Annotated in this window: 24 protein-coding genes and 2 tRNA genes; 10 read left to right on the top strand and 16 right to left on the bottom strand. The window is 70.4% G+C overall.

Going from position 1 to position 25,438, the window contains the following annotated elements; translation table 11 throughout:
* Positions 1-127: 127 nt before the first annotated feature.
* Both ACIBCU_RS10445 and ACIBCU_RS10440 read right to left on the bottom strand, forming a co-directional pair.
* On the bottom strand, positions 128-790 hold the full coding sequence (locus ACIBCU_RS10445; RefSeq protein ID WP_399230582.1) for an alpha/beta family hydrolase: 663 nt from the start codon (positions 788-790) through the stop codon (positions 128-130).
* A 9-nt stretch (positions 791-799) separates the two neighbouring features.
* Positions 800-1,615 carry an SOS response-associated peptidase gene (locus tag ACIBCU_RS10440; RefSeq protein WP_362933569.1) on the bottom strand — a complete coding sequence of 272 codons (816 nt, stop codon included), beginning with the start codon at positions 1,613-1,615 and terminating at the stop codon, positions 800-802.
* Positions 1,616-1,690: 75 nt separating this feature from the next.
* On the opposite strand from ACIBCU_RS10440, the gene ACIBCU_RS10435 reads away from it, so the two are divergent.
* The 4 genes from ACIBCU_RS10435 (at position 1,691) to ACIBCU_RS10420 (ending at position 5,348) form a co-directional block, all read left to right on the top strand.
* Positions 1,691-2,404, top strand: a complete 714-nt coding sequence (locus ACIBCU_RS10435) for a M50 family metallopeptidase (protein WP_362933566.1) — start codon at positions 1,691-1,693, stop codon at positions 2,402-2,404.
* Between the two features lie 114 nt (positions 2,405-2,518).
* A complete protein-coding gene (aroA, locus tag ACIBCU_RS10430) occupies positions 2,519-3,898 on the top strand; it encodes a 3-phosphoshikimate 1-carboxyvinyltransferase (protein WP_399230579.1) in 1,380 nt (459 codons plus the stop codon).
* A gap of 4 nt (positions 3,899-3,902) precedes the next feature.
* Positions 3,903-4,919, top strand: a complete 1,017-nt coding sequence (rsgA, locus tag ACIBCU_RS10425) for a ribosome small subunit-dependent GTPase A (RefSeq protein WP_399230577.1) — start codon at positions 3,903-3,905, stop codon at positions 4,917-4,919.
* A 105-nt stretch (positions 4,920-5,024) separates the two neighbouring features.
* Entirely contained in the window at positions 5,025-5,348 is a 324-nt protein-coding gene (locus ACIBCU_RS10420) for a multidrug efflux SMR transporter (protein ID WP_329232667.1), read from the top strand.
* Here ACIBCU_RS10420 and ACIBCU_RS10415 read toward each other — a convergent pair.
* Positions 5,305-5,877, bottom strand: coding sequence for a TetR/AcrR family transcriptional regulator (locus ACIBCU_RS10415; RefSeq protein ID WP_362933557.1), 573 nt, complete (start codon positions 5,875-5,877; stop codon positions 5,305-5,307). The genes ACIBCU_RS10420 and ACIBCU_RS10415 overlap by 44 nt on opposite strands.
* Before the next feature lie 151 nt (positions 5,878-6,028).
* On the opposite strand from ACIBCU_RS10415, the gene hisN reads away from it, so the two are divergent.
* Both hisN and ACIBCU_RS10405 read left to right on the top strand, forming a co-directional pair.
* Positions 6,029-6,829 carry a histidinol-phosphatase gene (gene hisN, locus ACIBCU_RS10410; RefSeq protein ID WP_362933554.1) on the top strand — a complete coding sequence of 267 codons (801 nt, stop codon included), beginning with the start codon at positions 6,029-6,031 and terminating at the stop codon, positions 6,827-6,829.
* Between the two features lie 166 nt (positions 6,830-6,995).
* Complete coding sequence (locus tag ACIBCU_RS10405) at positions 6,996-7,397, top strand: CBS domain-containing protein (protein ID WP_362933551.1); 402 nt, start codon at positions 6,996-6,998, stop codon at positions 7,395-7,397.
* Positions 7,398-7,489: 92 nt separating this feature from the next.
* On the opposite strand, the gene ACIBCU_RS10400 is transcribed toward ACIBCU_RS10405, so the two are convergent.
* Positions 7,490-8,959: a catalase gene (locus tag ACIBCU_RS10400; RefSeq protein WP_399230893.1), complete on the bottom strand. Its 1,470-nt coding sequence runs from the start codon at positions 8,957-8,959 to the stop codon at positions 7,490-7,492.
* Positions 8,960-9,119: 160 nt separating this feature from the next.
* On the opposite strand from ACIBCU_RS10400, the gene ACIBCU_RS10395 reads away from it, so the two are divergent.
* Positions 9,120-9,539: a Fur family transcriptional regulator gene (locus ACIBCU_RS10395; protein WP_362933548.1), complete on the top strand. Its 420-nt coding sequence runs from the start codon at positions 9,120-9,122 to the stop codon at positions 9,537-9,539.
* A gap of 96 nt (positions 9,540-9,635) precedes the next feature.
* Here the strand turns inward: ACIBCU_RS10395 and ACIBCU_RS10390 are convergent.
* The 4 genes from ACIBCU_RS10390 to ACIBCU_RS10375 all read right to left on the bottom strand — a co-directional run bounded on the left by ACIBCU_RS10390 (position 9,636) and on the right by ACIBCU_RS10375 (position 15,115).
* Positions 9,636-9,709, bottom strand: a tRNA-Met gene (locus ACIBCU_RS10390).
* Positions 9,710-9,802: 93 nt separating this feature from the next.
* Positions 9,803-11,860 carry a sel1 repeat family protein gene (locus ACIBCU_RS10385; RefSeq protein WP_399230573.1) on the bottom strand — a complete coding sequence of 686 codons (2,058 nt, stop codon included), beginning with the start codon at positions 11,858-11,860 and terminating at the stop codon, positions 9,803-9,805.
* Between the two features lie 211 nt (positions 11,861-12,071).
* Positions 12,072-12,145 (bottom strand) — tRNA-Met (locus ACIBCU_RS10380).
* 42 nt (positions 12,146-12,187) lie between these two features.
* Positions 12,188-15,115 (bottom strand): UPF0182 family protein, encoded by a 2,928-nt coding sequence (locus ACIBCU_RS10375; RefSeq protein ID WP_399230891.1) that lies wholly within the window; start codon positions 15,113-15,115, stop codon positions 12,188-12,190.
* Positions 15,116-15,242: 127 nt separating this feature from the next.
* Here ACIBCU_RS10375 and ACIBCU_RS10370 point away from each other — a divergent pair, with 127 nt between their 5' ends.
* Entirely contained in the window at positions 15,243-15,812 is a 570-nt protein-coding gene (locus ACIBCU_RS10370) for a PPA1309 family protein (protein WP_362933542.1), read from the top strand.
* A gap of 67 nt (positions 15,813-15,879) precedes the next feature.
* Here ACIBCU_RS10370 and ACIBCU_RS10365 read toward each other — a convergent pair whose 3' ends face one another.
* The 4 genes from ACIBCU_RS10365 to ACIBCU_RS10350 form a co-directional block, all read right to left on the bottom strand.
* The gene (locus tag ACIBCU_RS10365; RefSeq protein WP_362933539.1) at positions 15,880-16,986 is read right to left on the bottom strand and encodes a PDZ domain-containing protein; all 1,107 of its coding nucleotides are present in this window, start codon (positions 16,984-16,986) and stop codon (positions 15,880-15,882) included.
* Positions 16,987-17,162: 176 nt separating this feature from the next.
* Positions 17,163-17,333, bottom strand: coding sequence for a hypothetical protein (locus ACIBCU_RS10360; protein WP_181011218.1), 171 nt, complete (start codon positions 17,331-17,333; stop codon positions 17,163-17,165).
* Positions 17,334-17,460: 127 nt separating this feature from the next.
* Positions 17,461-17,922 carry a molybdenum cofactor biosynthesis protein MoaE gene (locus ACIBCU_RS10355; protein WP_104788926.1) on the bottom strand — a complete coding sequence of 154 codons (462 nt, stop codon included), beginning with the start codon at positions 17,920-17,922 and terminating at the stop codon, positions 17,461-17,463.
* 136 nt (positions 17,923-18,058) lie between these two features.
* Entirely contained in the window at positions 18,059-19,201 is a 1,143-nt protein-coding gene (locus ACIBCU_RS10350; protein ID WP_362933535.1) for an SDR family oxidoreductase, read from the bottom strand.
* A 191-nt stretch (positions 19,202-19,392) separates the two neighbouring features.
* Between ACIBCU_RS10350 and ACIBCU_RS10345 the strand changes: the two genes are divergently transcribed.
* Positions 19,393-20,844: a zinc-dependent metalloprotease gene (locus ACIBCU_RS10345; RefSeq protein WP_362933532.1), complete on the top strand. Its 1,452-nt coding sequence runs from the start codon at positions 19,393-19,395 to the stop codon at positions 20,842-20,844.
* Positions 20,841-21,386: an NUDIX hydrolase gene (locus ACIBCU_RS10340; protein WP_362933529.1), complete on the top strand. Its 546-nt coding sequence runs from the start codon at positions 20,841-20,843 to the stop codon at positions 21,384-21,386. Before ACIBCU_RS10345 ends, ACIBCU_RS10340 begins: the two co-directional genes overlap by 4 nt.
* 71 nt (positions 21,387-21,457) lie before the next feature.
* Here the strand turns inward: ACIBCU_RS10340 and ACIBCU_RS10335 are convergent, their stop codons facing one another.
* The 4 genes from ACIBCU_RS10335 to ACIBCU_RS10320 all read right to left on the bottom strand — a co-directional run bounded on the left by ACIBCU_RS10335 (position 21,458) and on the right by ACIBCU_RS10320 (position 25,279).
* Complete coding sequence (locus ACIBCU_RS10335; RefSeq protein ID WP_362933526.1) at positions 21,458-22,213, bottom strand: AIM24 family protein; 756 nt, start codon at positions 22,211-22,213, stop codon at positions 21,458-21,460.
* A gap of 18 nt (positions 22,214-22,231) precedes the next feature.
* The gene (locus ACIBCU_RS10330) at positions 22,232-22,912 is read right to left on the bottom strand and encodes an AIM24 family protein (protein ID WP_362933523.1); all 681 of its coding nucleotides are present in this window, start codon (positions 22,910-22,912) and stop codon (positions 22,232-22,234) included.
* An 11-nt stretch (positions 22,913-22,923) separates the two neighbouring features.
* Positions 22,924-24,549: a TerD family protein gene (locus ACIBCU_RS10325; RefSeq protein WP_399230568.1), complete on the bottom strand. Its 1,626-nt coding sequence runs from the start codon at positions 24,547-24,549 to the stop codon at positions 22,924-22,926.
* A gap of 106 nt (positions 24,550-24,655) precedes the next feature.
* Positions 24,656-25,279: a M48 family metallopeptidase gene (locus tag ACIBCU_RS10320; RefSeq protein WP_362933517.1), complete on the bottom strand. Its 624-nt coding sequence runs from the start codon at positions 25,277-25,279 to the stop codon at positions 24,656-24,658.
* Positions 25,280-25,438: the final 159 nt, after the last annotated feature.

The raw sequence follows: 25,438 nt of genomic DNA, 5'->3' as shown, positions 1-25,438 counted from the left end.
GAACCCATGCGACGGACTCCCTCTCCACGTACGACGTTGCTGTACCGACACCAGCCACAACAGCCGCCCCGCACGGCGCATTCCCGGGGTCGGGGCGCGCGCCGGGAGTGTGAGGGGAGCAACGTCGTCAGGAGAGCCCGTCGAGCCACTCGGCCACCGCGCCGGCGAGGTCGTCCATCGCCTGATCCTGGGTCAGCGGTGCCTTCTTCGGTACGGCGAAGCCATGATCCGCGTACGGCACCTCGACGAGCCCGTGCTCCCCCGGAGGGAACTCCTCCGGCCGTCCGAAGGGGTCACGGCCGCCCTGCACCACGAGGGTGGGGACGCCCGTGCCGAGCAGCTCGTCCGCGCGGGACTTCTCCGGCTTGCCCGGAGGATGCAGCGGGAAGCTCAGGGCGAGGACCGCGCGGACCCCGAGCTCCGCCGCCGTACGGCAGGCGACCCGGGCCCCCGCGCTGCGTCCCCCGGAGACGACGGGAAGCCCCGGGGCCTTCAGGGCGGGCCACAGGCCCCGCCAGCCGGTGTCCAGGGTCCGGGGGGCGGGCGCCAGCTTCTTCCCGGCCACCCGCCAGGGCTGCTCCACCAGGGCCACGGTCACCCGGCGGCCCGGCAGCACGGCGGCCAGGGCCTGGAGGTCGCGGGCCTCGATGCCGCCTCCGGCACCATGGCTGACGGCGAGCACCAGGCGTGCCCTCTTCGCGGGGAGCCAGGTGATCCTGGCCTCACCGGCGTCCGTGCCGACGCTCTCGGTCTTCCGCTCTGTCGCTGTAGTACGGCTCACAGCACCCATCCTGCCGGGTCAGAAGAGCGTGCTCTCCTCCGGCGCAGCCAGCTCCTCCAGGAGTTCCGGGCCGTTGTTGCGGACGTTGCTGACGGCGGTGGCCACCGGATAGGCCCGCATCAGCCCGCCGGGCGGCGGCTCCAGCAGCGCCTTCAGCTCCTCGATGCCGGTGTGCGAGGGGTCGAGCCAGTCGTCCCAGCGGTCCGGGGTCAGCATCAGCGGCATCCGGGGATGGATGTCGGAGAGCGACGCGGGTCCCTCGGCGGGGGCGACGGCGAGCGGGGCCGTCTCGGCCTCGGTGGTGATCACCGAGCAGGTCACCCACCAGGCACCCGGGTGGTCGTCGGGGAGCGTCCGGTCGCGCCAGAACTCGTACAGGCCCGCCATGGCGAAGACGGAGCCGTCGGCGGGCGTCACGAAGTACGGCTGCTTGCGGGGCCGCTTCTTCGTGCCCTTCTCCTCCAGCCGGCGCTCGTCCGCGCCCGTGACCCACTCGTAGTACCCGTCGGCGGGCAGGATGCAGCGCCTCGACACGAAGGGGCGGCGGAAGGACGGCTTCTCGTGGACGGTCTCCGCGCGGGCGTTGATCATGCGGGCGCCGCCTTCCGGCGACTTCGACCAGGACGGCACGAGTCCCCATTTCAGGGCGCGCAGCTGGCGAACCGGCCGCTGATCGTCCGCGTCCTTAACAGGACGGTCCAGAACCGCGTAGACCTCCTTGGTCGGCGCGACGTTCCAGTCGGGCTCCAAGGTCTCCGTGGGTTCCCATTTCTCCACGCCGAAGAGCCCGGCCAGATCTTCCGGCCGCCGGCTCGCTGCATACCGTCCGCACATAAGTGCCAGACTGCCACGACCCGCCAGTCGAGTGGATGCCGATTCCCTCGAGCACCTCAAGGAGCCGCCCGCACCATGGACAGCACCGACCTCGGCGATCTGTGGGATCGCGTCTTCGGAACCCAGCCCGCGCCCGAGCAGTGGCTGGTGGTCGTCACGGCCACGGCGGCGCTCGTCGCGGTGGTCCCGAACCTCATATGGCGGCTCTCACGCAACGCGATCACCATCGCGCACGAGGGAGGGCACGGCCTGGTCGCCCTGCTCACCGGGCGCCAGCTGTCCGGCATCCGGCTGCACTCGGACACCAGCGGCCTCACCGTCAGCCGCGGCAAACCCACCGGCATCGGCATGATCCTCACCGCGTCGGCCGGCTACACGGCGCCACCCCTGCTCGGCCTCGGCGGCGCCTGGCTGCTGACCAACGGCCGGATCACGCTGCTTCTGTGGCTGGCGACGGCGCTGCTGGCGGTGATGCTGGTGATGATCCGCAATCTGTACGGGGCGCTGACGGTCATCCTCACGGGTACGACCTTCCTGCTGGTGTCCTGGCTGACCTCGGCCGACGTCCAGTCGGCCTTCGCGTACACCGTGGTCTGGTTCCTGCTGCTCGGCGGCGTGCGCCCGGCGTTCGAGCTGCAGTCCAAGCGCAGGTACGGCGGCGCCCCCGACTCCGACGCCGACCAGCTCGCCCGGCTGACGCACGCGCCGGCCGCCATCTGGCTCTTCCTCTTCCACGCCGTGTCGCTCTGCTCGCTGATCGGCGGCGGACGCTGGCTCCTCGGACTGTGAGGACGCCTGGTCCGGCGCGGTCGGGAACCCGCCTGTATCACCCTTGTATTACGCCCCGGTTTCATCCCTTTTGTTCAGGATCTGGGATTGCGCTGAGCCACTAAAGTGAGGGGCATGACCGAAAGTTCCGTGCACCCCGCCCTCTGGCCCGCCCCCCGAGCGACCGGGGCGGTCGACGCGACCGTCACCGTGCCCGGATCGAAGTCGGTCACCAATCGCGCCCTCGTCCTCGCCTCGCTCTCCTCCGAGCCGGGCTGGCTGCGCCGCCCGCTGCGCTCCCGCGACACCCTCCTGATGGCGCAGGCTCTCCGCGCGATGGGCGTCGGCATCGAGGAGGGCGTGGGCCCGGACGGCTCGGGCGAGGCATGGCGGGTCATCCCCGCCGGTCTGCACGGCCCGGCGCGGGTGGACGTCGGCAACGCGGGAACGGTGATGCGTTTCCTGCCGCCCGTGGCCTGCCTCGCGGACGGCCCCGTCCACTTCGACGGGGACCCGCGGTCGTACGAGCGCCCCCTGCACGGCGTGATCGGCGCGCTGAAGTCCCTGGGCGCCCGGATCGACGACGACGGCCGGGGGACACTGCCGCTGACCGTGCACGGGGCGGGCGCGCTGGACGGCGGCCCGGTGTCCATCGACGCCTCCTCGTCCTCCCAGTTCGTCTCCGCGCTGCTGCTGTCCGCACCCCGGTTCAACCAGGGCGTGGAGGTGCGCCACACGGGCTCGGCGCTGCCCTCGATGCCCCACATCCGGATGACCGTCGACATGCTGCGCTCGGTCGGCGCCCAGGTCGACGAGCCGGAGTCGGGCGGCGAGCCGAATGTCTGGCGGGTCTCCCCCTCCGCCCTGCTGGGCCGCGACCTGACCGTCGAGCCCGACCTCTCCAACGCCCAGCCCTTCCTGGCCGCCGCGCTGGTGACCGGAGGCCGGGTCACCATCCCCGACTGGCCGCTGCGGACCACCCAGCCGGGTGACGCGCTGCGCGAGATCTTCACCGCAATGGGTGGCGCGTGCGAGCTGACCGAGCGCGGCCTGACCTTCACGGGCTCGGGCTCGGTCCACGGCATCGACGTGGACCTGGGCGAGGTCGGTGAGCTGACCCCGGGCATCGCGGCCCTCGCCGCCCTCGCGGACTCCCCGTCCACCCTGAGCGGCGTGGCCCACCTGCGGCTGCACGAGACGGACCGGCTGGCGGCGCTCACCAAGGAGATCAACGCACTCGGCGGCGACGTCACGGAGACCGCCGACGGCCTTCGGATCAATCCCCGCCCGCTGCACGGCGGCACCTTCCACACCTACGACGACCACCGCATGGCGACCGCCGGCGCGATCATCGGCCTCGCCGTCGCCGGGGTGGAGATCGAGAACGTCGCCACGACGGCCAAGACCCTGCCGGACTTCCCGGACATGTGGACCGGCATGCTCGGGGAACCTTCCGGCGCCGTCGGCGTCTCGTCCGGGGCGCTCGGCGCACCGGCCGGCAGGCGCGGGGTCTGAGGACATGCGCCGCTACGGGAAGAACCCCGACGAGGACGACATCCGCGTCCGCCCCAACCCCAAGGGCAACCGGCCCCGCACGCACACACGCCCCAAGCACGAGGACGCCCAGGACGGCATGGTCCTCACCGTCGACCGGGGCAGGCTCACCTGTCTGGTCGAGGACCGTACGGTGACGGCCATGAAGGCCCGCGAACTGGGCCGCAAGGCCGCCGTGGTGGGCGACCGGGTCTCCCTGGTGGGTGACCTCTCCGGCGCCAAGGACACCCTGGCGCGCATCGTGCGGATCGGTGCGCGCACGTCGGTGCTCCGCCGCACGGCGGACGACGACGACCCGTTCGAGAGAGTGGTCGTCGCCAACGCCGACCAGCTGGCGATCGTCACCGCGCTCGCCGACCCGGAGCCCCGCCCGCGCATGATCGACCGCTGCCTGGTGGCGGCGTACGACGGCGGGCTGACCCCGCTCCTGGTGCTGACCAAGTCCGACCTGGCCTCGGCGGACAAACTCCTGGAGGCGTACACCCCGCTGGGTGTCCCGTACGTCGTGACCAGCCGCGCGGAGCTGGAGGACGGGGACGCCGCCGAGCAGGTGCGGGAGCTGCTGAACGACCGGGTGACCGCCTTCGTCGGTCACTCCGGGGTCGGCAAGACCACGCTCGTCAACGCGCTGGTGCCGAAGGACCGGCGGCGGACGACCGGGGTGGTCAACGCCGTCACGGGGCGCGGCCGGCACACCACCACGTCGGCGCTCGCCCTGCCGCTGCCGGACGGCCGCGGCTGGGTGGTCGACACCCCGGGCGTACGGTCGTTCGGGTTGCACCACGTCGACCCCTCACGGGTGATCAACGCCTTCCCCGATCTGCAGCCGGGCACGGAGAACTGTCCGCGCGGCTGCACCCACGACGGCCACGAGCCGGAGTGCGCCCTGGACGCGTGGGTCGCGGAGGGTCACGCCGACCCGGCGCGGCTCGACTCGCTGCGGAGGCTGCTGGCGACCCGGGAGCGGCGCGAGGGCGACTGAGCCACGGCGCCGCCCGACTCGCGCACGTTTGCGGGCTCCCACGGTCGGTAAGGGCATAATCGCGCAAGCGAGACGAAGCATCACCTACGTGGGAGGCACCTGACGATGGCGTGGTTGCTGGTCGTGGTCGCTGGACTGCTCGAGACCGGCTTCGCCGTGTGCCTGAAGCTTTCGCACGGATTCACCCGGCTCTGGCCGACGATCGCGTTCTGCGCGTTCGCCCTCGGCAGCTTCGGCCTGCTGACGCTGGCCCTCAAGAAGCTCGACGTCGGCCCGGCGTACGCGGTGTGGACGGGTATCGGAGCGGCGGGGACGGCGATCTACGGGATGATCTTCCTCGACGACGTGGTCTCAGCCCTCAAACTGGTGTCGATCTCGCTGGTGATCATCGGTGTGATCGGTCTGCAGCTGTCCGGTTCCGCGCACTGAGCGCCGGCGCCGGCACCAGCGCGTAGGAGACGGCGAGCCGGAGCGCGATCTCGCAGCTCAGCTCCAGCTCCGCCGGGTCGCGCGGCGAAGACCCTCCCTCCAGCGCGGCCACGGCCCGGTCCCGGACGAGCGTGAGCAGCTCGGTGGCAGTGGGCGGTGCCGTGTCGGTGCGCCTGCCGACGGGCGGGTCCCCCGGTCTGGGTAGGTGCTCCCCCCAGACGCCCGTGAGGAGAGCCTTGACCAGGACGTTCGCGCGGGCCGCCCGGACCGTCCAGCGAGCGAGTTCCGCGGGCCCCTCCCCGCGGGCGCGGGCGGAGCCGAGCGCCTGTTCCACGCCGGCCAGATAGCCGTCGGCCGCCCGTCGGATCAGCGCGCGGGCCAGGCCGTCCTTGCTGCCGAACTCGTTGTAGAGGGTCTGCCGGGAGACCCCTGCCCGGGCCGCCACGTCGACCATGCGCACGGCCGTCCAGGGAAGCGTGGAGAGCGCCGAGTGTGCGGAGTCCAGGAGTGCTTCTCGCGCCGATGGCATCGTCGCCTCCCACGCCGGGGACCTGCGCTTCAGAGTCGAGGCGCCCGGTGGCACTGTCAAGGGGCCGCGCACGGCGGGCACGGCCGGCAGGGGACGGCCGCCCGCACGGGGCCGTGTAGCCCGGACGGGGGGCTGTGGATACTGTGACGGCATGCCCGACTACCACGATGATCTGCGCCTGGCCCACGTACTGGCGGACGCCGCCGACGCGGCGACGATGGACCGGTTCAAGGCTCTGGACCTCAAGGTCGAGACGAAGCCGGACATGACCCCGGTGAGCGAGGCCGACAAACACGCGGAGGAGCTGATCCGCGGGCACCTGCACCGGGCGCGCCCGCGTGACGCGATCCTCGGCGAGGAGTACGGGATCGAGGGCACCGGTCCGCGGCGCTGGGTCGTCGACCCGATCGACGGCACGAAGAACTACGTACGGGGTGTCCCCGTCTGGGCGACGCTGATCTCCCTGATGGAGGCGGGCGAGGACGGCTTCCAGCCCGTGGTCGGTGTGGTGTCGGCTCCCGCGCTGAACCGCCGCTGGTGGGCGGCGAAGGGCGCCGGCGCCTTCTCCGGCCGCAGCCTGACGTCCGCGACCCGGCTGCACGTGTCGAAGGTCGAGCGGATCGCGGACGCCTCGTTCGCCTACGCCTCCATGACCGGCTGGGAGGAGCAGGGCCGCCTGGACGGCTTCATGGATCTGACGCGGGCCGTCTGGCGCACGCGCGGGTACGGGGACTTCTGGCCGTACATGATGGTCGCCGAGGGTTCGGTGGACATCTGCGCGGAGCCGGAGCTCTCGCTGTGGGACATGGCGGCGAACGCGATCATCGTCCAGGAGGCGGGCGGACAGTTCACCAGCCTGGACGGGGTCTCCGGCCCGGGTGGAGGTAACGCGGCGGCGTCCAACGGCCTGCTCCACCACGAGCTGCTGGGCTATCTCAACCAGCGCTACTGAACGCCGCCGAGGGCTGCTGAGGCACGTCCCGCAAACCCCGGCGGGCACCCCCCTTGTTGAGTCCCCTCCTGGGTGCGACTCTGAGAGTCCCCCCACTTGTGAACTTGTGAATCGGCTCACGAAGGCGGCTTCGCAGGATCGCTCACTCAAGGAGGTGGCTCCCCGCATGCTCGTCCGCGACGCCATGAGCACCCTGGTCCTCACCATCGGCCCGGCCCACACGCTCCGGCAGGCGGCCCGGCTGATGTCGGCCCGCCGTATCGGAGCAGCTGTCGTCCACGACCCGGACACCTGCGGTCTCGGCATCATCACCGAGCGCGACATCCTCGACGCCGTCGGCGCCGGTCTGGATCCCGATGTCGAGACCGCGTCCACCCACACCACCACCGACGTGGTCTTCGCCTCTCCCGCCTGGACCCTCGAAGAGGCCGCCGAGGCCATGACGCACGGCGGTTTCCGGCATCTGATCGTGCTGGACGGCGCCGGCCCCGTCGGCATCGTCTCGGTGCGCGACATCATCAGGTGCTGGGCGCCGGCCCGGCGGCCCCGGGCCGAAATGGCACTCTGACCGGCACGCCCCGGCCCGCGGACGACAGTGGGCCGGACCCCCGGGAGCACCTCCCGGGAATCCGGCCCACCACCTACGGCAAGCGCCCCGTGTCAGCCGCGCAGGGCCTGGACCGCGGCCTCGAGCCGCTTGCCGAAGTCTCCGTCGGCCTGACGGAAGTTGCCGATCGCGCGCTCGGCGATGTCGTCGCGCGAGACCTTGGATATGAAGCCGGCGAGGTTGTCGATGAGCCGGACCTTCTCGTCCTCGGACAGCAGCCGGTAGAGGTTGCCGGCCTGCACGAAGTCGTCGTCCTCTGCGTGGAGCGGCGTCTCGTGGTTGCCGGTTGCGCCCGTGACGGGGACGGGCTGCCAGAGCGGCCGGTCCGCCTGGTCGGGGCCACCGAAGCTGTTGGGCTCGTAGTTCTTCGCGCCCTTGTGCCGGCCGTCGTACAGGTAGCCGTCACGGCTGTTGGTGCGTGCCTCGGTGGCGTGCGGGCGGTTCACCGGCAGATGGTCGGCGTTGATGCCGACGCGGTAGCGGTGCGCGTCGCCGTACGCGAAGAGACGGCCCTGGAGCATCTTGTCGGGGGACGGACCGATGCCGGGCACGAAGTGCGCCGGGCTGAAGATCGACTGCTCGACCTCGGCGAAGACGTTCTCCGGGTTGCGATTGAGCTCCAGCTTGCCGATCTCGATCGGCGGGTAGTCGGCGTGCGGCCAGACCTTGGTCAGGTCGAACGGGTTGAAGCGGTACGTGGCCGCCTCCGCCGCCGGCATGATCTGGACCTGCACCGTCCAGGACGGGAAGTCACCGCGCTCGATGGACTCGCGCAGGTCGCGCTGGTGGCTGTCCGGGTCCACGCCGGAGAGGCGGACGGCCTCCTCGGTGGTGAGGTTCTTGATCCCCTGGTCGGTCTTGAAGTGGTACTTGACCCAGAAGACCTCGCCCGCCTCGTTGTTCCACTGGAAGGTGTGCGAGCCGAAGCCGTCCATGTGACGGTACGAGGCGGGAATGCCACGGTCGCCGAAGAGCCAGGTCACCTGGTGCGTGGACTCGGGCGACAGACCCCAGAAGTCCCAGACGTTGTCCGCCTCCTGCGAGCCGGTGTACGGGTCGCGCTTCTGGGTGTGGATGAAGTCGGGGAACTTGATGGCGTCCCTGATGAAGAACACCGGGGTGTTGTTGCCGACGAGGTCGTAGTTGCCCTCTTCGGTGTAGAACTTCAGCGCCCAGCCGCGGGGGTCGCGTGCCGCGTCGGCGGAACCGAGGTTGCCCGCCACGGTGGAGAAGCGCAGGAAGGTCTCAGTCTCCTTGCCGACCTCCGAGAGGAACTTCGCCCGGGTCCACTGCGAGACGTCCCGGGTCAGCGTGAACGTGCCGTACGCGCCGGCCCCGCGGGCGTGCACCACGCGCTCCGGGATGCGCTCGCGGTTGAAGTGGGCGAGCTTCTCGAGAAGCGCCTGGTCCTGGACGAGAACCGGTCCGCCCGGGCCGGCGGTCTCACTGTTCTGGTTGTCGGCCACCGGAGCGCCGGCCTCCGTGGTGAGCGGTCCCTGAGTCACGCGCGCCTCCTGCGTCATGTCCTGCACAGCGTCGTTCCCTGCGCAGCCTGTTTCTCGGCCGCAGCCTGTCCTTGGCCAGTACGTAAACGATCCTACAATGGACTTTGTCCAAGTCAAGCAAGCATCTAAAGTCACACCCACTCGGAACTCGGGCCCTTCCACTGTTACGCTGGGCTCCATGAGTGACCTCCTGGAACGACTTCGTGGACGCGGCTGGCGCATGACGGCACAGCGGCGCGTGGTGGCCGAGGTTCTCGAAGGGGACCATGTGCATCTGACGGCGGACGAGGTCCACGCGAAGGCCGTCGACCGGCTCCCCGAGATCTCCCGGGCCACCGTGTACAACACGCTGGGCGAGATGGTGTCCCTCGGAGAGGTCATCGAGGTCACCACCGACCGCCGGGCGAAGCGGTACGACCCCAACGCCCACCGCCCCCACCATCACCTGGTGTGCGGGCGCTGCGGCGCGATCCGGGACGTACACCCGTCCGGCAACCCGCTGGCCGACCTGCCTGACGACGAGCGTTTCGGCTTCACCGTCTCGGACGTCGAGGTGACCTACCGCGGCATCTGTCCGAACTGCTCCGCCACGGCCTGAGCCCCCGGCGCCCGGCGGGGCTTCGCCGGGGCGGCCTTTGCACGGGCATACGACCGAGGCCCGGATCCTTGGAAGGATCCGGGCCCCGGTCTTCAGTAGCGGGGACAGGATTTGAACCTGCGACCTCTGGGTTATGAGCCCAGCGAGCTACCGAGCTGCTCCACCCCGCGCCGTTGTGAGTGCAACACTACGGCACCCGCACCGGCCGGAGCAAATTCATTCGCCGGACACCCGTGCGCCCCCGTGAGCCGCCCGGCCCGGCATCACGCGGTGAGCTCCTGGTGCAGCGCCTCCAGCAGGCGCGCTGCCCGCTCGGCCACCTCCGCCGGCCCCAGCTCGACCGCCCGGGCACACCAGCGCTGCCCCTCGGTCAGCTCGCCCCGGCGGGCGGCGAGCAACGCGAGACGCAGTGCGGCACGGCCGTGCCCGTCGTTGGCGGCACGGCTCCACCACAGGGCCGCCTCGCGCTCACTGCCCTCACGGGCGAGCAGCAGGCCGAGGTTGAAGGCACCGTTGCGGCTGCCCGACTCGGCGGCCTCGCGGTACCAGCGCGCGGCGCTCGCCATGTCGCCGCGCGCGGCCGCGAGCATCCCCGCCCTGACCTGCGCACGGCGGTGGCCCTGCTCGGCCGCCCTCTCGTACCACTCCTCGCACTCGGTCTTCTCCGGCATCTGCTCCCCGAGCCCGGGAGGCCCGGGTGCCGGCTGGCGCAGGTCGAGGACGCCCGCCAGCCGGAAGGCGGCCTCGGCGCTGCCGCCGCCCGCGGCGCAACGCAGATGGCGCTCCGCCTGCCGCTCGTCGCCGTCACGCAGCAGGGCCATGCCCACCTGGAGCGCGGCATCGGTGTGCCCGGCCGCCGCCGCCCGCTGGTACCAGCCGAGCGCCGTGCGGTCCTCGTCCCGTCCGGCGTGCAGGATGCCGAGGTTGAACGCGGCGTCCACGCTGCCGGCCTCCGCCGCCTTGGAGAACCAGGGCTCGGCCCCGGTCGCGTCCCCGGCCTGGAGCAGCAGCACGGCCAGCGCGTTCGCGGCCTCCCGGTGCCCGGCGTAGGCCGCCCGGCGGTACCACTGCTCGGCCTGCGGGATCCGGTCCTGGGCGGCACAGAGCAGGCCGAGGTTGTACGCGCCGTTGACGTCCCCGGCGTCCATGGCAGCGCGGTACCAGCGCTCCGCGGTCTGCTGCTCGCCCCTGGCCGCGTGCAGGGCGCCCAGGGCGTTGGCGGCGTTGCCGTCGCCGTCCTGGGCGGCACGCAGCCACCACACGGCCGCGCTCTCCTCGTCGCCCGCGTCACGCAGCAGGAAACCGAGGGCGCAGGCCGCACGGGGCTCGCCGTCCTTGGCGGCGGTGAGGTACCAGCGACCGGCCTCCTTCAGCTCGCCGCGCTGCTCGAGGATGGCGCCGAGGTGCAGGGCGGCACGGCGGTGACCACGCGCCGCGGCCTGGCGGTACCACTGCTCAGCCTCGCCGACGCGTCCCGAAGCGGGGCCCGCGACGGGGCCGTCCGGCTTCACCGGCGCGCCGGCGTCCAGCCCCCGGCGGCCGTCGCCCACGACGCGGCCCTGGCCGAAGGCGTCGCGTGCGTCGCCGACGGCGTTGCGCTCGATCGTCCGCGCCAGGCGGTACGAGGCCTCCCTGTGCCCCTGTTCCGCTGCTGCGCGCAGCCAGCGCTCGGCCCCGGCGTCACCGCGGTGCTCCAGCAGGTCGGCCAGCGCGTACGCGCCCAGCGCGTGGCCCTGCTCGGCGGACTGGCACAGCCAGTACTCGGCGGCGGGCTCGTCCCCGCGTTCCCGGAAGTGACGCCCGAGGGCGTGCGCCGCGGCGGCGGAGCCGGCGACAGCGGCGATGCGCCACCACCCGGCCGCCTCGTCGGCATATCCCCTCTGGTGCAGGAGCACGCCCAGGTTGTTGGCTGCGGCCCGGTCGCCCTCGGCGGTAGCCGCGCGCAGGTGGACCTCGGCGCCGTCCAGGTCACCACGGCGCAGCAGGAGAGCGCCCAGGACGCTCATCGACGCCGTGTCACCGGCCTCTGCGGCACGCCGGTGCCGGGCCTCGGTCTCGTCGGCGTGATCCGTGCCGTCCGCGGTGTCCGCGCTCCCTGTGGTGTCCGCGTCCCCGGTCGCCTCGGCGCTCTCGACGGCATCGGCCGCGCCGGTGATGTCCACGGTGAAGGCAGCGTCCTCGCGGACGCCGTCGGCGATGTCAGCGGTCCCCGCCAGGGCAGCGGCGAATACCGCATCTGCGGTGTTTTCCGTCGTCCGGCCGCGTCGCTGCACAAACCGCCCTGTCTCCAACAGAGTTGCCCTGTCCCCCATAAATACCATCGTCGCACCACCTGCTACCCGCGTACACCTGGTATACCGCGGCCAGTGAAGTCACTTCAGCGTTTTGTCGACATGCCCACAGAGAGACAAGTGAAACACGGTTGGCTCCAACTCATGCCCCGTGAACCGCACTTCACTCCGACAACTTGAGAAAAGGCCCATGACATGGCGAAGGCCCGGATCCCAAAGGATCCGGGCCTGCGCCTTTCAGTAGCGGGGACAGGATTTGAACCTGCGACCTCTGGGTTATGAGCCCAGCGAGCTACCGAGCTGCTCCACCCCGCGTCGTTGTGTTCAAACCGTACCACGACGCGGGGTGAACATTTCTCAACTGCCCTGGTCGTCGCCCTCCGGCTTCTTGGCGCCTTCGTTCGACGCAGCGCCGCCTGCCCCGTCGGGCTGAGCCGCCGCCGCCCGCTCGAGAGCCCTCTGGAGGTCCGCCTGGGCCTTGCCGTAGGCCTCCCAGTCCTGCTCCTTGAGAGCCGTCTCGCCGGCCGTGTACGCCTTCTGGGCGTCCGCGATGGCCTTCTTCAGAGCCGCGTCCCCGGTGGCCGGGGGCTCCGTGGTGTCACCCGGTGGCTCGTCCGGCTCGGTCGGCGGTGTCGTCGTATCGGAGCCGTCGACCCCGAACACCGCGTTCAGCGCTTCGCCGAGACTGTTCTCGAACACGATCTTCGACCCGTACGAAGCGGCGACCTTGCGCAGCAGCGGATAGTTCTGCGTACCACCGCGCGTGTACACCGGTTCGATGTAGAGGAATCCTCCGTCGAGCGGCACCGTCAGCAGGTTGCCGTACTCGATGTCCGAGTCGGTGCCCTTCAGGTTTCTCACGAACTCGGCGACGTCGTCGTTGCCGTTGAGCTCACTCTGTACCTGGCCTGGTCCCTTGACCGTACTGGTGACTCTCAGGAGTCTGATCGTGCCGTAGTCCTTGCTGGCCGCGTCCGCGTCCACCGCCATGAACGCCCCTAGGTTGGGACGCCCCTTGGGGGTGAAGGTCGTGGTCAGGGAGAACTTCTGCGCGTCCTGGTCCGGCATCTTCATGCTCAGGTAGTACGGCGGGACGGACCCGGGTTCCTTGTTGGTGGGGTCGTCCGGCACCTGCCACGCGTCACTGCCGCTGTAGAACTGCGCGGGGTTCTCGACGTGGTACCGCGTCAGCAGCTCACGCTGGACCTTGAACAGGTCCTGCGGGTAGCGCAGGTGGTCCATGAGCTCCTGCGGGATGTCCGCCCGGGGTTCCACCGTGCCGGGGAACGCCTTGCGCCACGTCTTGAGCACCGGGTCATCGGTGTCCCACTCGTAGAGCTTGACCTTGCCGTCGTACGCGTCGACGGTGGCCTTCACCGAGTTGCGGATGTAGTTGACCTGGTTCTGCTGGGCGACGACCGCGCGCTGGTTGGTGGTCAGCGAGTCGGCCGTGGTGTCACCGAGCGTCGTACGCGAGGCGTACGGATAACCGTTGGTCGTGGTGTACGCGTCGACGATCCACTGGATCCGGCCGTCGACGACCGCCGGGTAGGCGTCGCCGTCGATCGTCAGCCAGGGTGCGACCGCCTCGACGCGCTCCTTGGGTGTGCGGTTGTAGAGGATCCGGGAGCCGTCGCCGATGGCTCCCGAGTACAGGATCTGCGGCTCGCTGAACGACACGGCGTAGGCCGCCCGGTTGAAGGCGCTGGAGAGACTGATCCCGCTGTCGCCCTCGTAACTGGTGGTCTTCTCGCCGTCCTCCTCGTAGTCGAGCTCCTTCTGGGGCCCGCCGACGATGGAGTACTGCTCGGTCTTCTCGCCGTAGTAGATCCGCTGCTCGTACGTGCCCAGCTCGCCCGTGGTGGGCAGACCCGACTCCGTGAAGTCCGGAGATCCCGCCGGGTTGGTGCCCGTCGTGGTGCCCCGCGCCGCGATGGCGCCGTAGCCGTGGGTGTACGTGAAGTGGTCGTTGATCCAGTTCCTCTTGGGGAGGCCCTGGAGGTTCAGCTCGCGCAGGCCGACGACGGTGTCCTGCTCCTTGCCGTCCTCACCCTTGTAGCGGTCGACGTCCAGCGTCTTGGGGAACTGGTAGTAGTTCCTCTTCTGCTGGAGCTGCTGGAAGGCGGGCGAGACGACGTTCGGGTCCATCACGCGGTAGCTGGCGGCGGCGTCAGCGTTCGCCCTCAGCTTGGTGCTGTCGTCGGTCGTGCTGGTGCCCGTGTAGTCGTCGACCTTCGCGTTGTCGATGTCGTAGGCGTCGCGCGTCGCATCGATGTTCTTCTGGATGAACGGCGCCTCCTTGGCCTGCTCGTTGGGCTGGACCTGGAACTTCTGCACGATCGCCGGGTAGAGCCCGCCGATCAGGATCGCCGAGAGCACCATCAGGCCGAAGCCGATCACGGGCAGCTGCCAGGTGCGGCGCCAGAGCGTCGCGAAGAACAGGACGGCGCAGATGACCGCGATGCAGAAGAGGATCGTCTTCGCCGGCAGGTACGCGTTGGCGTCGACGTACCGCAGACCGGTCCAGTTGTCCGTGGCCTTGAAGTCACTGGACTTCACCGCCAGGCCGTACCGGTCGAGCCAGTACGCCACGGCCTTCAGCGCGACGAAGACGCCGAGCAGCACGGAGAGATGACCCGTCGCGGCACCCGTGGCACGCGCGCCGGGGCTGGTGATCCGCAGCCCGCCGTAGAGGTAGTGGGTCAGCGCCGCCGCGATCAGGGACAGCACCACCGCGGCGAAGCCGAAGCCGAGCAGGAAGCGGTACCACGGCAGGTCGAAGGCGTAGAAGGCGACGTCCAGCTTGAACTGGGGGTCCTTCTGTCCGAAGGGCACGCCGTTGACGTACATCAGCCAGGTACGCCACTGGCCGGACGCGGAGGCGCCGGCGATCAGACCGACGAGAGCGGTGACCGCGAGCAGCACCCACTTCTTGTACGGGGCGACGCTCATCCTGTAGCGGTCCAGGCTCTGCTGCTCCAGCGACATCGCGCTCAGCGGCGGCCGGAGCCGGTGCGCGAGCCAGATGTTCACACCGATGGCGACGGCCATCAGCAGTCCGAAGACGAGGAACAGCCCGATCTTGGTCCACAGAGTGGTGGTGAAAACAGACGAATACGCGACCGACCTGTACCAGAGCCAGTCCGTCCAGAACCCGGCGAACATGACGAAGGCCATGGCGAGAACCACCAGGACACCCAATGTCATGAGCAGGGTACGGACGCGCCGGGACGGGCGGCCGACTCTGATCCGTGGCCCGGTCGGGCCTCCGCCGCGGTCCGGCATCTGGAAAGCCAACGTGCGCACCTCGAAGTTCGCGGTCGTGTGAAGCAGGCCCAGCGATCGTAGAGCCCACCTATGCAACTTACTGAGGCTTTACCTAGTTCCCGTTCCCGGGGCAGAAGGAGGCAGGATGTTGGGTATGCCCAACGTTTCCCCCTCAGGCCCTCCGATGGCCGCGAGCCCCCTCACCGTCGCCGTCCTCGAAATCGACGCCTACGCCGCAGGTCTCGGCTGGGACCAGCCGGCCCGGCTGTTCGCCCTCGTCGACACCGCCCGGCTGCGGGCCCACGAGCCCGGCCTCGCCGCCCAGCTCGGTCTCGACGACACCGCTTCCACGACCGCCACCCTCACCCCCGTCGAGCAGGAGGAGCTGCCCGCAGGCACCGCGCTGGACGAATTCCTCGCCACGATCGCCTGGCCGGACGCCGTGGTCGGCTGCGCCATGACCGTCGAACGGCTGATGCTGCCGCCCTCGGCGGAGGCGTCCGTACCGGAGGGGCTGTCCGACGCCCAGCTGGCCAAGTGGGTCGCCGAGCACCCCGACCGGCAGGAGGTGCGGATGACCGTGGCGGTTCTGCGGGACGGCGCACGTGACTCCGCCGTGCGCCTGCGGGAGAAGGACTCCCCCACCGAGGTCCTGACCGGCGCGGGACTGGTTCCGGGGCTCGCCGAGGCACTCGCGGCCACCTTCGAGTCCTGACGCCTCCGGCGGGGGCCGGCCTCGGAGGCTGTCGGCCTCCGCCCGGTTCCGGGCCACCCGGCAGCTCTCAGCCCTTCGAGCAGCTCGGCAGGCCGGCCGCGTCCCCCGCCCGGATCTTCTCCAGGGACTTCTTCGCGTCGTCGAGGGTCTTCACCCTCACCAGGGTGAGGCCGTCCGGGGTGTCGGAGGCCGCCGCGGAGCAGTTGTCGTCCGGGGTCAGGAAGTACCGGGCGCCCGCGTCGCGCGCGCCGACCAGCTTCATGTTGATCCCGCCGATGGGGCCGACCTTGCCGTCGTCGTCGATGGTGCCTGTGCCGGCGATGAACCTGCCGCCCGTCAGCTTGTCGGGCGTCAGCTTGTCGATGATGCCGAGCGAGAACATCAGTCCGGCGCTCGGGCCGCCGACGTCGGCCAGCTTGATGTCGATCTCGAACGGGAACGTGTGGTCCGTCCCCGCCTGGATCCCCACGATCGCCCGGTCCTCCGAGGGGTTCGAGGGGTCCTCGGGCGCCTTCCGCGTGGTCAGGGTGACGTCGCGGGAGCCCTCGGGCTCCTTGCCCGCCTTCTCCGCCGCGGCGGCGGTCCTGGCCGGGATCACCGTGAAGACGACGTCCTCGCCGGGCTTGTGCTTCGTGACGAGCTTCGCGACGTCCTCCGGCTGTTCGACCGCCGTGCCGTCGACCGCCTTGATCACGTCGCCCGCGTGCAGCACGCCCTCGGCGGCGCTGTCCTTGACGACCGTGGAGACCACCACGCGGGAGGTGACGGGGATCTTCAGCTCCTCCAGGGCGGCGACCTTCGCGCTCTCCTGGGACTGGCTGAACTCCTCGGCGTTCTCCTGCGTCGACTCCTCCTCGGTCTTCCCGTCCGGGTAGAGGGTGTCGTGGGGCACGACCACGCTGTCATGGGCCAGCCAGCCGTAGACGGCCTCGACGATGTTCATGTCGTAGTCCGCACCGGTGACGCGCACCGTCGTCATGTTGAGGTTCCCGGACGTGGGATACGTCTTGCGCCCGCTGATGTGCAGCACCGGCTCGCCACGCGCGTCCCCGAGCGTGTTCACGGTCGGGCCGGGGGACATCTCCGAGTACGGCACACGAATCAGCACGCCTGCGCAGAGCAGCGCGATGAGGATGAGGGTGGAGGCGAGCATCGTCGCGGTGCGGCGTGGCATGGAACGACAGTACGGGAACGGCCTGTCAGTGCACCGTCGGGGCCGGTCCGTACGAGGCGGCCGGCGGAGGGGATCCGGAAGGACCGAGGGGCATCGCGGATTCGCTCGCTGCGCGGACTGCGCCTACGGGGAGCGGGTGCGGTGCGGAATTGGCAACTGCGTACAGCTGCGGAGTCTCAGACGGCCTCGGAACCGGAGTGCGGTTTCTCCATCGCCTCACGGAACCTGGCGTAGCCGGCGAGTTCGGTGACGTCGCCGGTCGTTCGATTGCGGGCTGCCCACCCTCCCCATATCGCCGCGCCAAGAGCAGCTATAAGCGGAATCAAGAGCCAAGCGAGTGCTGCCATCACGACCTCCCTGCCCCATGAGCGACCGCAACTGACGATCAGAAGATTAACCACCTGCACGAGCAACGCTCACGGCAGGGGTGCGGTTACGCAAATCGGGGCTGATGCCCCCTGGGGCGGTTTGCGCTCAGCAGGCGCCGACCCACTCCTCCGTGCCGTCGGAGAAACGCTGGTGCTTCCAGATCGGGACCTCGTGCTTGAGGTCGTCGATCAGCTTGCGGCAGGCCTCGAAGGCCTCACCCCGATGGGCGCAGGACACGGCGACGACCACCGCCAGATCGCCCACACCCAGTTCACCCACCCGGTGGACGGCGGCCAGAGCCCGTACCGGGAACTCCGCCACCACCTTCTCGGCCACTCTGCGGAGCTCGTCGCCGGCGGTCGGATGGCAGGAGTATCCGAGGGAGCCGACATCCTGCCCGTCGTCGTGATTGCGCACCGTGCCGACGAAGAGCGCCATGCCCCCCGCGGCGTCGTCCCCCACCGCGCGGAAGATCTCGTCGACGGACAGCGGTGTGTCACGGATGTCCAGGAGCCGGATGGGGTCCTGAGCAGCCTGCTCGCCGGGGTGGTCGTGGGTGCGTGCCATGGGGCCATCGTGCCGCACGCCGGGCCCATCCCGGAACAGCGTTTTCGACCTGTGGCCCGCCGGTCCGCCTGGAGCCTCCTACCAGGCGGGGGGATCGGGGCTTCCGCCCGGGCGGGCCGACCCGGCCGCCGGCCGCCTAGAAACGCCGGCGCGCCTTGCGGGCCCGCCGGACCAGTGCCGCCGTGCCCAGCAGCGCGACGGTCGCTCCCGCGGCGCCGGCTGCGGTGGCGTCCTTGCGGCCGAGCCGCCGTCCGGCGACGGTGTGGCGCCCCTCGACCTCTTCCAGGAGCGCTGCCAGGACCTCCTCGTTGGTCCACCTCGGGCGCCATCCCGCGTCGTGGAGCCGGCTCACACTGACCACCCAGGGGTGCATGGTGTAGGCGAGATCCCCCGCGGGTGACGGGGTGAGACCGATCCGGTGGAGGCGGGCGGCCGCGCCGAGGGCGACGGCGGACGGCAGCTCCATACGGCGCACTCCGGAGAGCTCCTCCACCTCTTCCTGTTCGAGCCAGCCGTCGCAGCCGACCGCGAACTCTCCCTCGATCTTTTCGAGGGCCGCGTACTCCAGGGCGCTGACCAGGTCGTCGACGTGGCAGAACTGCCAGGCCGGGCGTGAGCCGGCGACGACGAGGAGCCTGGGGGACTCGAAGTACCTGGTGAGCGCCGTGTCCGTGCCGCCGACCAGGACCGTGGGCCGTACGACCGTGACGTTGAGGCCGGGGTGGGCGCGGGGTGCGCGGCGGCCGAGCCGCTCGATCTCCAACAGGTCGCCGACACCGGTGGCCTCCGCCGTGGCCCGCAGTTCCGCGTCCTCGGAGAGGGGGATGTCGTTGTCGGGCAGAGCACCGTAGACCATCGCCGAGGTGCACAGCACCACCCGGTGGACGCCCACGGCCGCCGCCGCCGTCAGCACGGTCTGGGTACCGCGGACGTTGTACGCGGTGCGTGCCGCGGGATCGGTCTCCAGGTCGAGGTCGAGCGCCATGTGCACGACGACGTCCGCGCCGCGCAGCTTCTCGGCGATGGCCGGGTCCCGTACGTCCAGGATGTGCCACGTCGCCTCGGAGACGTCGCCCCGGCGCTCGTCGATGGCGATGACCTGCTTGATCTCGTCCGATGCGGCGAGATGGGCGGTGAGAAGCTCACCGACGCCGGTCGCGGCACCGGTGACCGCGACGACGGGGCCGCGGTTCCGGGAAAGATTTTTCGTGGGCTTGCTCTCGGTCGTGGGGTCGGCCAGGTTTCGCGCTGCGCGAACCTGCGGATCTGGGGAACTCACCGGGCGTCTCCAGCGGTTGTCTTCAGTACGTACCCGAATGACGCGTACGTACCAGGTGGCGTCCATCCTGCCGCAGGCCGGGAGCCGGCGGAGCACTGAGGGCCCAAGCGGCCTTCGGTGTCTACGCTGGATGGTGATGTCGGGCAGTCGCCGTCGGTTCGAGCCGGCGGCCCTACGAGCCGAGGAAACCCGTGAGTGACACCCCATTCGGATTCGGCCTTCCGCCGGAGGAGCCGGAAGACGGCGACGAAGGCAAGAAGAAGGACCCCACCGGTGCTGGGCAGGGCTCGGGCGGGCCGGCGAACCCGTTCGGCTTCCCGCCCGGCGCGGGCGGCGACAACCCGTTCGCCGCGATGTTCGGCTCGATGAACCCGAACGACCTGGGTGCGGCCTTCCAGCAGCTCGGCCAGATGCTGAGTTACGAGGGCGGCCCGGTCAACTGGGACATGGCCAAGCAGATCGCCCGCCAGACGGTGTCGCAGGGCACCACGGACGGCAGCAAGGACGCGAGTGTCGGACCCGCGGAGCGGGCCTCCGTCGACGAGGCTCTGCGTCTCGCCGACCTCTGGCTCGACGGTGTGACGTCGCTGCCCTCGGGTTCCGTCTCGACGGTGGCGTGGAGCCGCGCCGAGTGGGTCGAGGCCTCGCTCCCCGCCTGGCAGCAGCTGGTGGACCCGGTGGCCGAGCGCGTCGGCCTGGCCATGGGCGATGTCCTGCCGGAGGAGATGCAGGCCATGGCCGGCCCGCTGATCGGCATGATGCGGTCCATGGGCGGCGCCATGTTCGGCCAGCAGATCGGGCAGGCCGTCGGCGTGCTCGCCGGCGAGGTCGTCGGTTCGACCGACATCGGCCTCCCGCTGGCCCCGGCCGGCAAGGCGGCGCTGCTTCCGCTGAACGTCGAGCGGTTCGGCAAGGACCTGAGCGTGCCCCAGGACGAGGTGCGGCTGTATCTGGCGCTGCGCGAAGCGGCCCACCAGCGGCTCTTCGCCCACGTTCCGTGGCTGCGCTCGCATCTGTTCGGCGCGGTCGAGGCCTATGCGCGCGGCATCAAGGTCGACACCAGCAAGCTGGAGGACGTCGTCGGCCAGTTCGATCCGTCCCAGCCCGAGCAGCTGCAGGACGCTCTTCAGCAGGGCATGTTCCAGCCCGAGGACACCCCGGAGCAGAAGGCGTCGCTGGCCCGTCTGGAGACCGCTCTCGCCCTCGTCGAGGGCTGGGTGGACGCGGTGGTGCACGAGGCCGCGAAGTCACGGCTGACCTCGGCGGACGCACTGCGCGAGACGATGCGCAGGCGCCGGGCCTCCGGCGGTCCCGCCGAGCAGACCTTCGCCACGCTCATCGGACTCCAGCTGCGCCCGCGCCGGCTGCGGGACGCCTCGCGGCTGTGGGCCTCGCTCACGGACGCCCGGGGCGTCGACGGGCGTGACGGCCTCTGGGAGCACCCGGACATGCTGCCGACGGCCCAGGACCTGGACGACCCGGACGGTTTCGTCCACCACGAGCAACTGGACTTCTCCGAGCTCGACAAGATGCTCGGCGAAGCGGCGAAGGGCCCGCAGAAGCCCGCCGCCGAGGAGCAGGGCAAGGACGAGCCCGGCGACGACGACCCGAAGAGCGACGGCAAGGACGACTCCGGCCGGTGAGCCTGCACGACGACGCGGTTTCGGTACTCAAGGGTTACGACGACGGCGACACGGAGCAGACCGCACTGCGCCGGACGTACCTGGACCATCTGGCCGGGCATCCCGACGGCATGTGGAAGGCGTGCGGAGCGGGGCATCTGACGGCCAGCGCGCTGGTCGTCGACCCGGAGCGCGGCAGGGTCCTGCTGACGCTGCACAGGAAGCTGCGGATGTGGCTGCAGATGGGCGGGCACTGCGAGCCCCAGGACACCACTCTGGAGGCGGCGGCCCTGCGCGAGGCCACGGAGGAGTCGGGGATCCCCGGGCTCACCCTGCTGCCCGGCGGGCCCGTGCGGCTGGACCGGCATCCCATCCCGGCGCCCTGCCACTGGCACCTCGACGTGCAGTACGCGGCGACGGCGTCGGCCGGGGCGGTGGAGCGGATCAGCGAGGAGTCCCTGGATCTGCGCTGGTTCCCCTACGACGAGGTGGCGCGGGTGGCGGACGCCTCGGTCGAACGGCTGCTGGCGAGCACCCGCACACGGCTGGAGCAGGGCCGCTAGCCGACGGGTGAGGGGCGGCTTCCCGCGGGAAGCCGCCCCTCACCCGTTGCGCCCGGCCGTAGCGGCGCGGCTCAGTTCCAGGAGTTGTTCTGGTTCTGCCCGTGCGAGCCCTGCTGCCCCATACCGAACTGCGCCGCGGCCCCCTGGCCGATCTGGGCGCTCTGCGGCGGCAGCACCTCACTCGGCTGGACGAGGGCGAAACCCTGGCCCAGGAAGCTCAGCTCCCAGCCCTCCCCCGTGTTGCCACGGCGCCGGAAGACTCCCGAGGAGTGCGTCTGGGCCTGCATCTGCACCCGCAGCCCGCTCGACCAGGCGACGATCGCGTCGGCGTCGGCATTGACGTACTTGTCGGGGGTGACCTGCATCATCAGCGGCTGGCCGGATGTCATCAGGGCGACCTTGCCGCTCCCGGAGATGTTGAGCTGGTACTTGCCGGTGCCGGAGATCCCGTACTGGCTGTCCACCGCGATGACCTCGGTGTGCAGGGAGGAGTCCAGCGCCAGGACGTAGGCGCTGTCGACCGTCATGCCCTCGTGGTCGACGTCGACCACATGGATGTACTGCGCGAGGTTGGCCAGGTAGACCGTGCCCTGACCGGAGCAGCGCATGAGGTCGAGGCCCTCACCCGTGTTCCTGCGGGCGCGGCGCTGGCCGTGCGACTGGTACTCACCGTCGAACTCCATGAGCCCCTGGTAGGCGACCATGGCTCCCTTACGGGCGAGGACGTCGTCGTGGCCGGCCAGCGCGACCCGCAGGAGCTGCGGGTTCTGGACCGTGTAGCGGTCCTGCGACTGCTGTTCCGTGTAGCTGAAAAGCGGACTCTGCATGGTGTGTTCCTCCCCCGCTCAGTTCCGGATCCGCAGGCGGTCGGTACTGTCCTCGCTCGGCTGGACGACGACGATGCCCTGACCGGAGAAGGCCATCTGGTACGCCTCTCCGCTGCCCCGCCCGATGAGCGAGCTCGCCTTGAAGCTTCGCTTGCCCTTCACCTTGAGGTTCGGGGACCACGCGACGAGGGCGTCAGGGTCGACGTACGTCTCGTCCTCGCCACGCCCGCAGTCGACGACGATCGGTGTGCCGCGCGAGGTGATGGCGACCCATCCCGTGCCCTGGATCCCGACGTTCCACAGGCCCTGGCCGGCGAACTTGGCGAGTCCCTTGACCCGCTCCACGCCCCAGGTGAGGTGACCGTCGAAGGCGAGGAGGTTGGTGCCGTTGACGGACAGCGAGTCGTTGTTGAGATTGATGACGACCACGTCGGCGCCGTAGTCGGCGAGGTAGAGCAGACCGTCGCCGGCGCACTTCATCAGGGGTGCGCCCTCGCCGGTGATCCACTGGGACGCGATCTGGCGGACGGCCGGCGGGTTCGGTTCGTACTGGATGAAGCCCTCGTAGGCCACCATCGAGCCGGTGCGGGCGTAGAGGTCCTGGCCGGTGGCCATGGCGACCTTGAGCATCGTGCGGCCGTGGTTCTCCATGCGGGCCGTGACGGGGGTCGGGGCGAAGCCCGCGAGCTGCTGATTCATGACGGGCTCCCTCAGACCTCGTAGGGCTGGACGACGATGAAGTTGCCGGGCGCTCCCCGGAACTGGAGGTTCACGGTCTCCCCGCTGTGCCCCGGGTACGCGTTGCGGCGCAGCCGGACCTGGCTGGAGATGATCACCTGGGACGCCGACGACCAGGCCACCACGGCGTTGCAGTCGGCGAAGGTGGTCGGAGTGACCGGAAGGACGACCGGCACACCGTGGGTCTTGACGACGACGGTGCCGGTGCCCTGGAACTGCATGGTGAACAGGGCGCCGCCGGGAATCCCGTGCCCCTCGATCCTGCGGACCTCGTACTGCAGGGACTCGTCGAAGGCGAGCACGCTCTCGGCGGAGACGCAGATGCCGTCGCCCTGCAGCTCGATGGGATGCAGATGCGATCCGTCCTCGGCGAGGAAGACCTGGCCACGGCCGCTGCAGCGCATCAGCTGCATCTCCTGGCCCGTGGCGTTGCCGACCATGCGGCCCGCGAAGCCGGCTCCCTTGTAGCCGAAGTCGACCTTGCCCTGATACATCACCATGCTGCCCTGACGGGCCAGCACCGGTGTGCCGCCCATCGTGAGGTCGACGCGCATGAGCTGCTGGTTCTGCGAGGTCCAGCGCTGCCCGGTGGCCGTTTCCTTGTAGGGCTGCAGTGCGGCCTGGAGGCCCGCGCCACCCGCGGGAACACCCTGGGGTACGCCGTGCGGCACACCTGGCTGCATGCCCGGGGGCTGCTGGCCGAACGGCCCCGGAGCCTGCTGGCCGAACTGCGGTGCGGCCGGCGACTGCTGTCCGTACGGCGGGGCGACGGGCGGAGCACCCTGCCCGGGGACCTGTCCGAACTGCGGCTGCTGGGGCGGCTGGCCGTACGGCGCGGGCGCTTGCGGTGCGGGTGCCTGCGGTGCCGGCGCCATAGGGGCCGCGATGGTCGGCGCGGCGTGCACCGGCTGCTGCTGCGGTGCGGGAGCCGGTGCCGCCGGAGCGCCGAATGCCGGTGCCGGCTGCGGTGCCTGGGGTGCGGCCGGAGCACCGAAGACAGGGGGCGCGGAGGCTTGGGCGGGCGGTGCGAACGCGGGGGCGGCGCCCTGGGGCGACGCGACGGGGGCCTCCTCGGCGACCTCCCCGCCGAAGTTCTTGAGCAGCGCGTCGAGTCCGCCGTCGAAGCCCTGGCCGACCGCGGCGAACCGCCAGACGTCCTTGAGATAGAAGTCGCCGAGCATGACCGCGCGCTCGGTGGTGAACTCCGTGCCGGTGAAGGCGTACTTCACCACTTCCTCGCCGCCCGCGACGATCCGGATGTATCCGGGGCCGACCTGGGACATCTGCCCGGCACCGTCGAGCGTCGCGGTGAAGGACAGCTTGTGGATGTTCGCCGGAATGCGGTCGAGGGTGACGCGGAACGATTCGGTGTCACCGGCCTGGGCACCGAGAAGCTGAATGGACTCCTCCGGTGATTTCGGCTGATTGAAGAAGATGAAATACCGGTCGTCGGAGAGCTGCTCATTGGCGTCGAGACCGAAGCAGCTGATGTCGAACGTCAGGCCGGGGCCCGCGATCTGCACACCTACGTACAGATCCGTCCCTGACGTGAGATCACTGATCTTGGCCTTGTGGCCGCGCTGAAATTCCCTGGCCATGCGTAACGACCGTCCCCCATCCCGAAGGTGAATGCGTCGCGTCAGGCTAACCGCAAACCACGACATCGAGCCAAGCCGGTACAGACCCGGTACAGAATCGGCAACGTCACTCTTCGCGGGCGGCGGGCAGATGCGGGAGCCGGTCGGCCGCCACGACTCCTTCGAGATAGCCCCGCGCTCGCTCGGTCCGGGGGTACGCCTCCAGGAGCCGCCAGAAACGCGGCCCGTGACCCGGAACCAGCAGATGGGCCAGCTCATGGAGGAGGACGTAGTCGAGGACGTACTCCGGCATCCCCTGCAGGCGGTGCGAGAGGCGGATGCTGCCCTCGGCCGGGGTGCAGGAGCCCCAACGGGTGTTCTGGTTGGTCACCCATCGCACGGAGGCCGGCCGCGCCCGGCCGTCGAGGTACTGACCGGAGAGCCGCTCGGCCCGGTCGGCGAGCTCGCTGTCGCCGATGACACGTCTGCTCTCCTGCGCGGCGAGCTTGTCGAGCATCACGCCGACCCACCGCTGCTCCTCGGCCTCCGACATCCGGGCCGGGATGAGCACGATGGTGCGGTCGCCCTCGCGGTACGCGGAGACCGTTCTGCTACGACGGGCGCTTCTGCGGACCTCGACCGCGCTCGTCACCGATGCGCGGGGCTGCTGGGTGGCTGCGCTGCGCGGCTGGCGTCCGGCGCTGCGCGCAGGGGTCTCCCCGGCGAGACCGGGAGAGGGGTCGGCGGGCACGACTCGACGTTACCCGCTGGCGGTGCGGGAAGTCCCGCCTCCTCGGCGGTCCGACGTTGATCCACTTCTCGGCTTGCACCATTTGAACGACTAATGCCCCAGCCTGTGGATAACTTTCCGCCCGTTTCGCCGCCATGTTGCATTCTGGCAACGGATCCC

Source organism: Streptomyces sp. NPDC051064 (assembly GCF_044455985.1).
Lineage (GTDB): Bacteria > Actinomycetota > Actinomycetes > Streptomycetales > Streptomycetaceae > Streptomyces.
The sequence above is the reverse complement of the archived record's forward strand: the minus strand, read 5'-3'. Positions and strand labels throughout refer to the sequence as shown.

Excerpts from the sequence above, each read along its gene's own strand:
- ACIBCU_RS10435 (WP_362933566.1), top strand. The coding sequence starts at position 1,691 with ATGGACAGCACCGACCTCGGCGATCTGTGGGATCGCGTCTTCGGAACC.
- ACIBCU_RS10355 (WP_104788926.1), bottom strand. The coding sequence starts at position 17,922 with ATGGCACGCACCCACGACCACCCCGGCGAGCAGGCTGCTCAGGACCCC.
- ACIBCU_RS10440 (WP_362933569.1), bottom strand. The coding sequence starts at position 1,615 with ATGTGCGGACGGTATGCAGCGAGCCGGCGGCCGGAAGATCTGGCCGGG.
- ACIBCU_RS10445 (WP_399230582.1), bottom strand. The coding sequence starts at position 790 with ATGGGTGCTGTGAGCCGTACTACAGCGACAGAGCGGAAGACCGAGAGC.
- ACIBCU_RS10375 (WP_399230891.1), bottom strand. The coding sequence starts at position 15,115 with ATGCCGGACCGCGGCGGAGGCCCGACCGGGCCACGGATCAGAGTCGGC.
- ACIBCU_RS10415 (WP_362933557.1), bottom strand. The coding sequence starts at position 5,877 with ATGCCATCGGCGCGAGAAGCACTCCTGGACTCCGCACACTCGGCGCTC.
- ACIBCU_RS10385 (WP_399230573.1), bottom strand. The coding sequence starts at position 11,860 with ATGGTATTTATGGGGGACAGGGCAACTCTGTTGGAGACAGGGCGGTTT.
- ACIBCU_RS10365 (WP_362933539.1), bottom strand. The coding sequence starts at position 16,986 with ATGCCACGCCGCACCGCGACGATGCTCGCCTCCACCCTCATCCTCATC.
- aroA (WP_399230579.1), top strand. The coding sequence starts at position 2,519 with ATGACCGAAAGTTCCGTGCACCCCGCCCTCTGGCCCGCCCCCCGAGCG.
- rsgA (WP_399230577.1), top strand. The coding sequence starts at position 3,903 with ATGCGCCGCTACGGGAAGAACCCCGACGAGGACGACATCCGCGTCCGC.
- ACIBCU_RS10395 (WP_362933548.1), top strand. The coding sequence starts at position 9,120 with ATGAGTGACCTCCTGGAACGACTTCGTGGACGCGGCTGGCGCATGACG.
- hisN (WP_362933554.1), top strand. The coding sequence starts at position 6,029 with ATGCCCGACTACCACGATGATCTGCGCCTGGCCCACGTACTGGCGGAC.
- ACIBCU_RS10325 (WP_399230568.1), bottom strand. The coding sequence starts at position 24,549 with ATGGCCAGGGAATTTCAGCGCGGCCACAAGGCCAAGATCAGTGATCTC.
- ACIBCU_RS10335 (WP_362933526.1), bottom strand. The coding sequence starts at position 22,213 with ATGCAGAGTCCGCTTTTCAGCTACACGGAACAGCAGTCGCAGGACCGC.
- ACIBCU_RS10405 (WP_362933551.1), top strand. The coding sequence starts at position 6,996 with ATGCTCGTCCGCGACGCCATGAGCACCCTGGTCCTCACCATCGGCCCG.
- ACIBCU_RS10360 (WP_181011218.1), bottom strand. The coding sequence starts at position 17,333 with ATGGCAGCACTCGCTTGGCTCTTGATTCCGCTTATAGCTGCTCTTGGC.
- ACIBCU_RS10330 (WP_362933523.1), bottom strand. The coding sequence starts at position 22,912 with ATGAATCAGCAGCTCGCGGGCTTCGCCCCGACCCCCGTCACGGCCCGC.
- ACIBCU_RS10420 (WP_329232667.1), top strand. The coding sequence starts at position 5,025 with ATGGCGTGGTTGCTGGTCGTGGTCGCTGGACTGCTCGAGACCGGCTTC.
- ACIBCU_RS10400 (WP_399230893.1), bottom strand. The coding sequence starts at position 8,959 with ATGACGCAGGAGGCGCGCGTGACTCAGGGACCGCTCACCACGGAGGCC.
- ACIBCU_RS10370 (WP_362933542.1), top strand. The coding sequence starts at position 15,243 with ATGTTGGGTATGCCCAACGTTTCCCCCTCAGGCCCTCCGATGGCCGCG.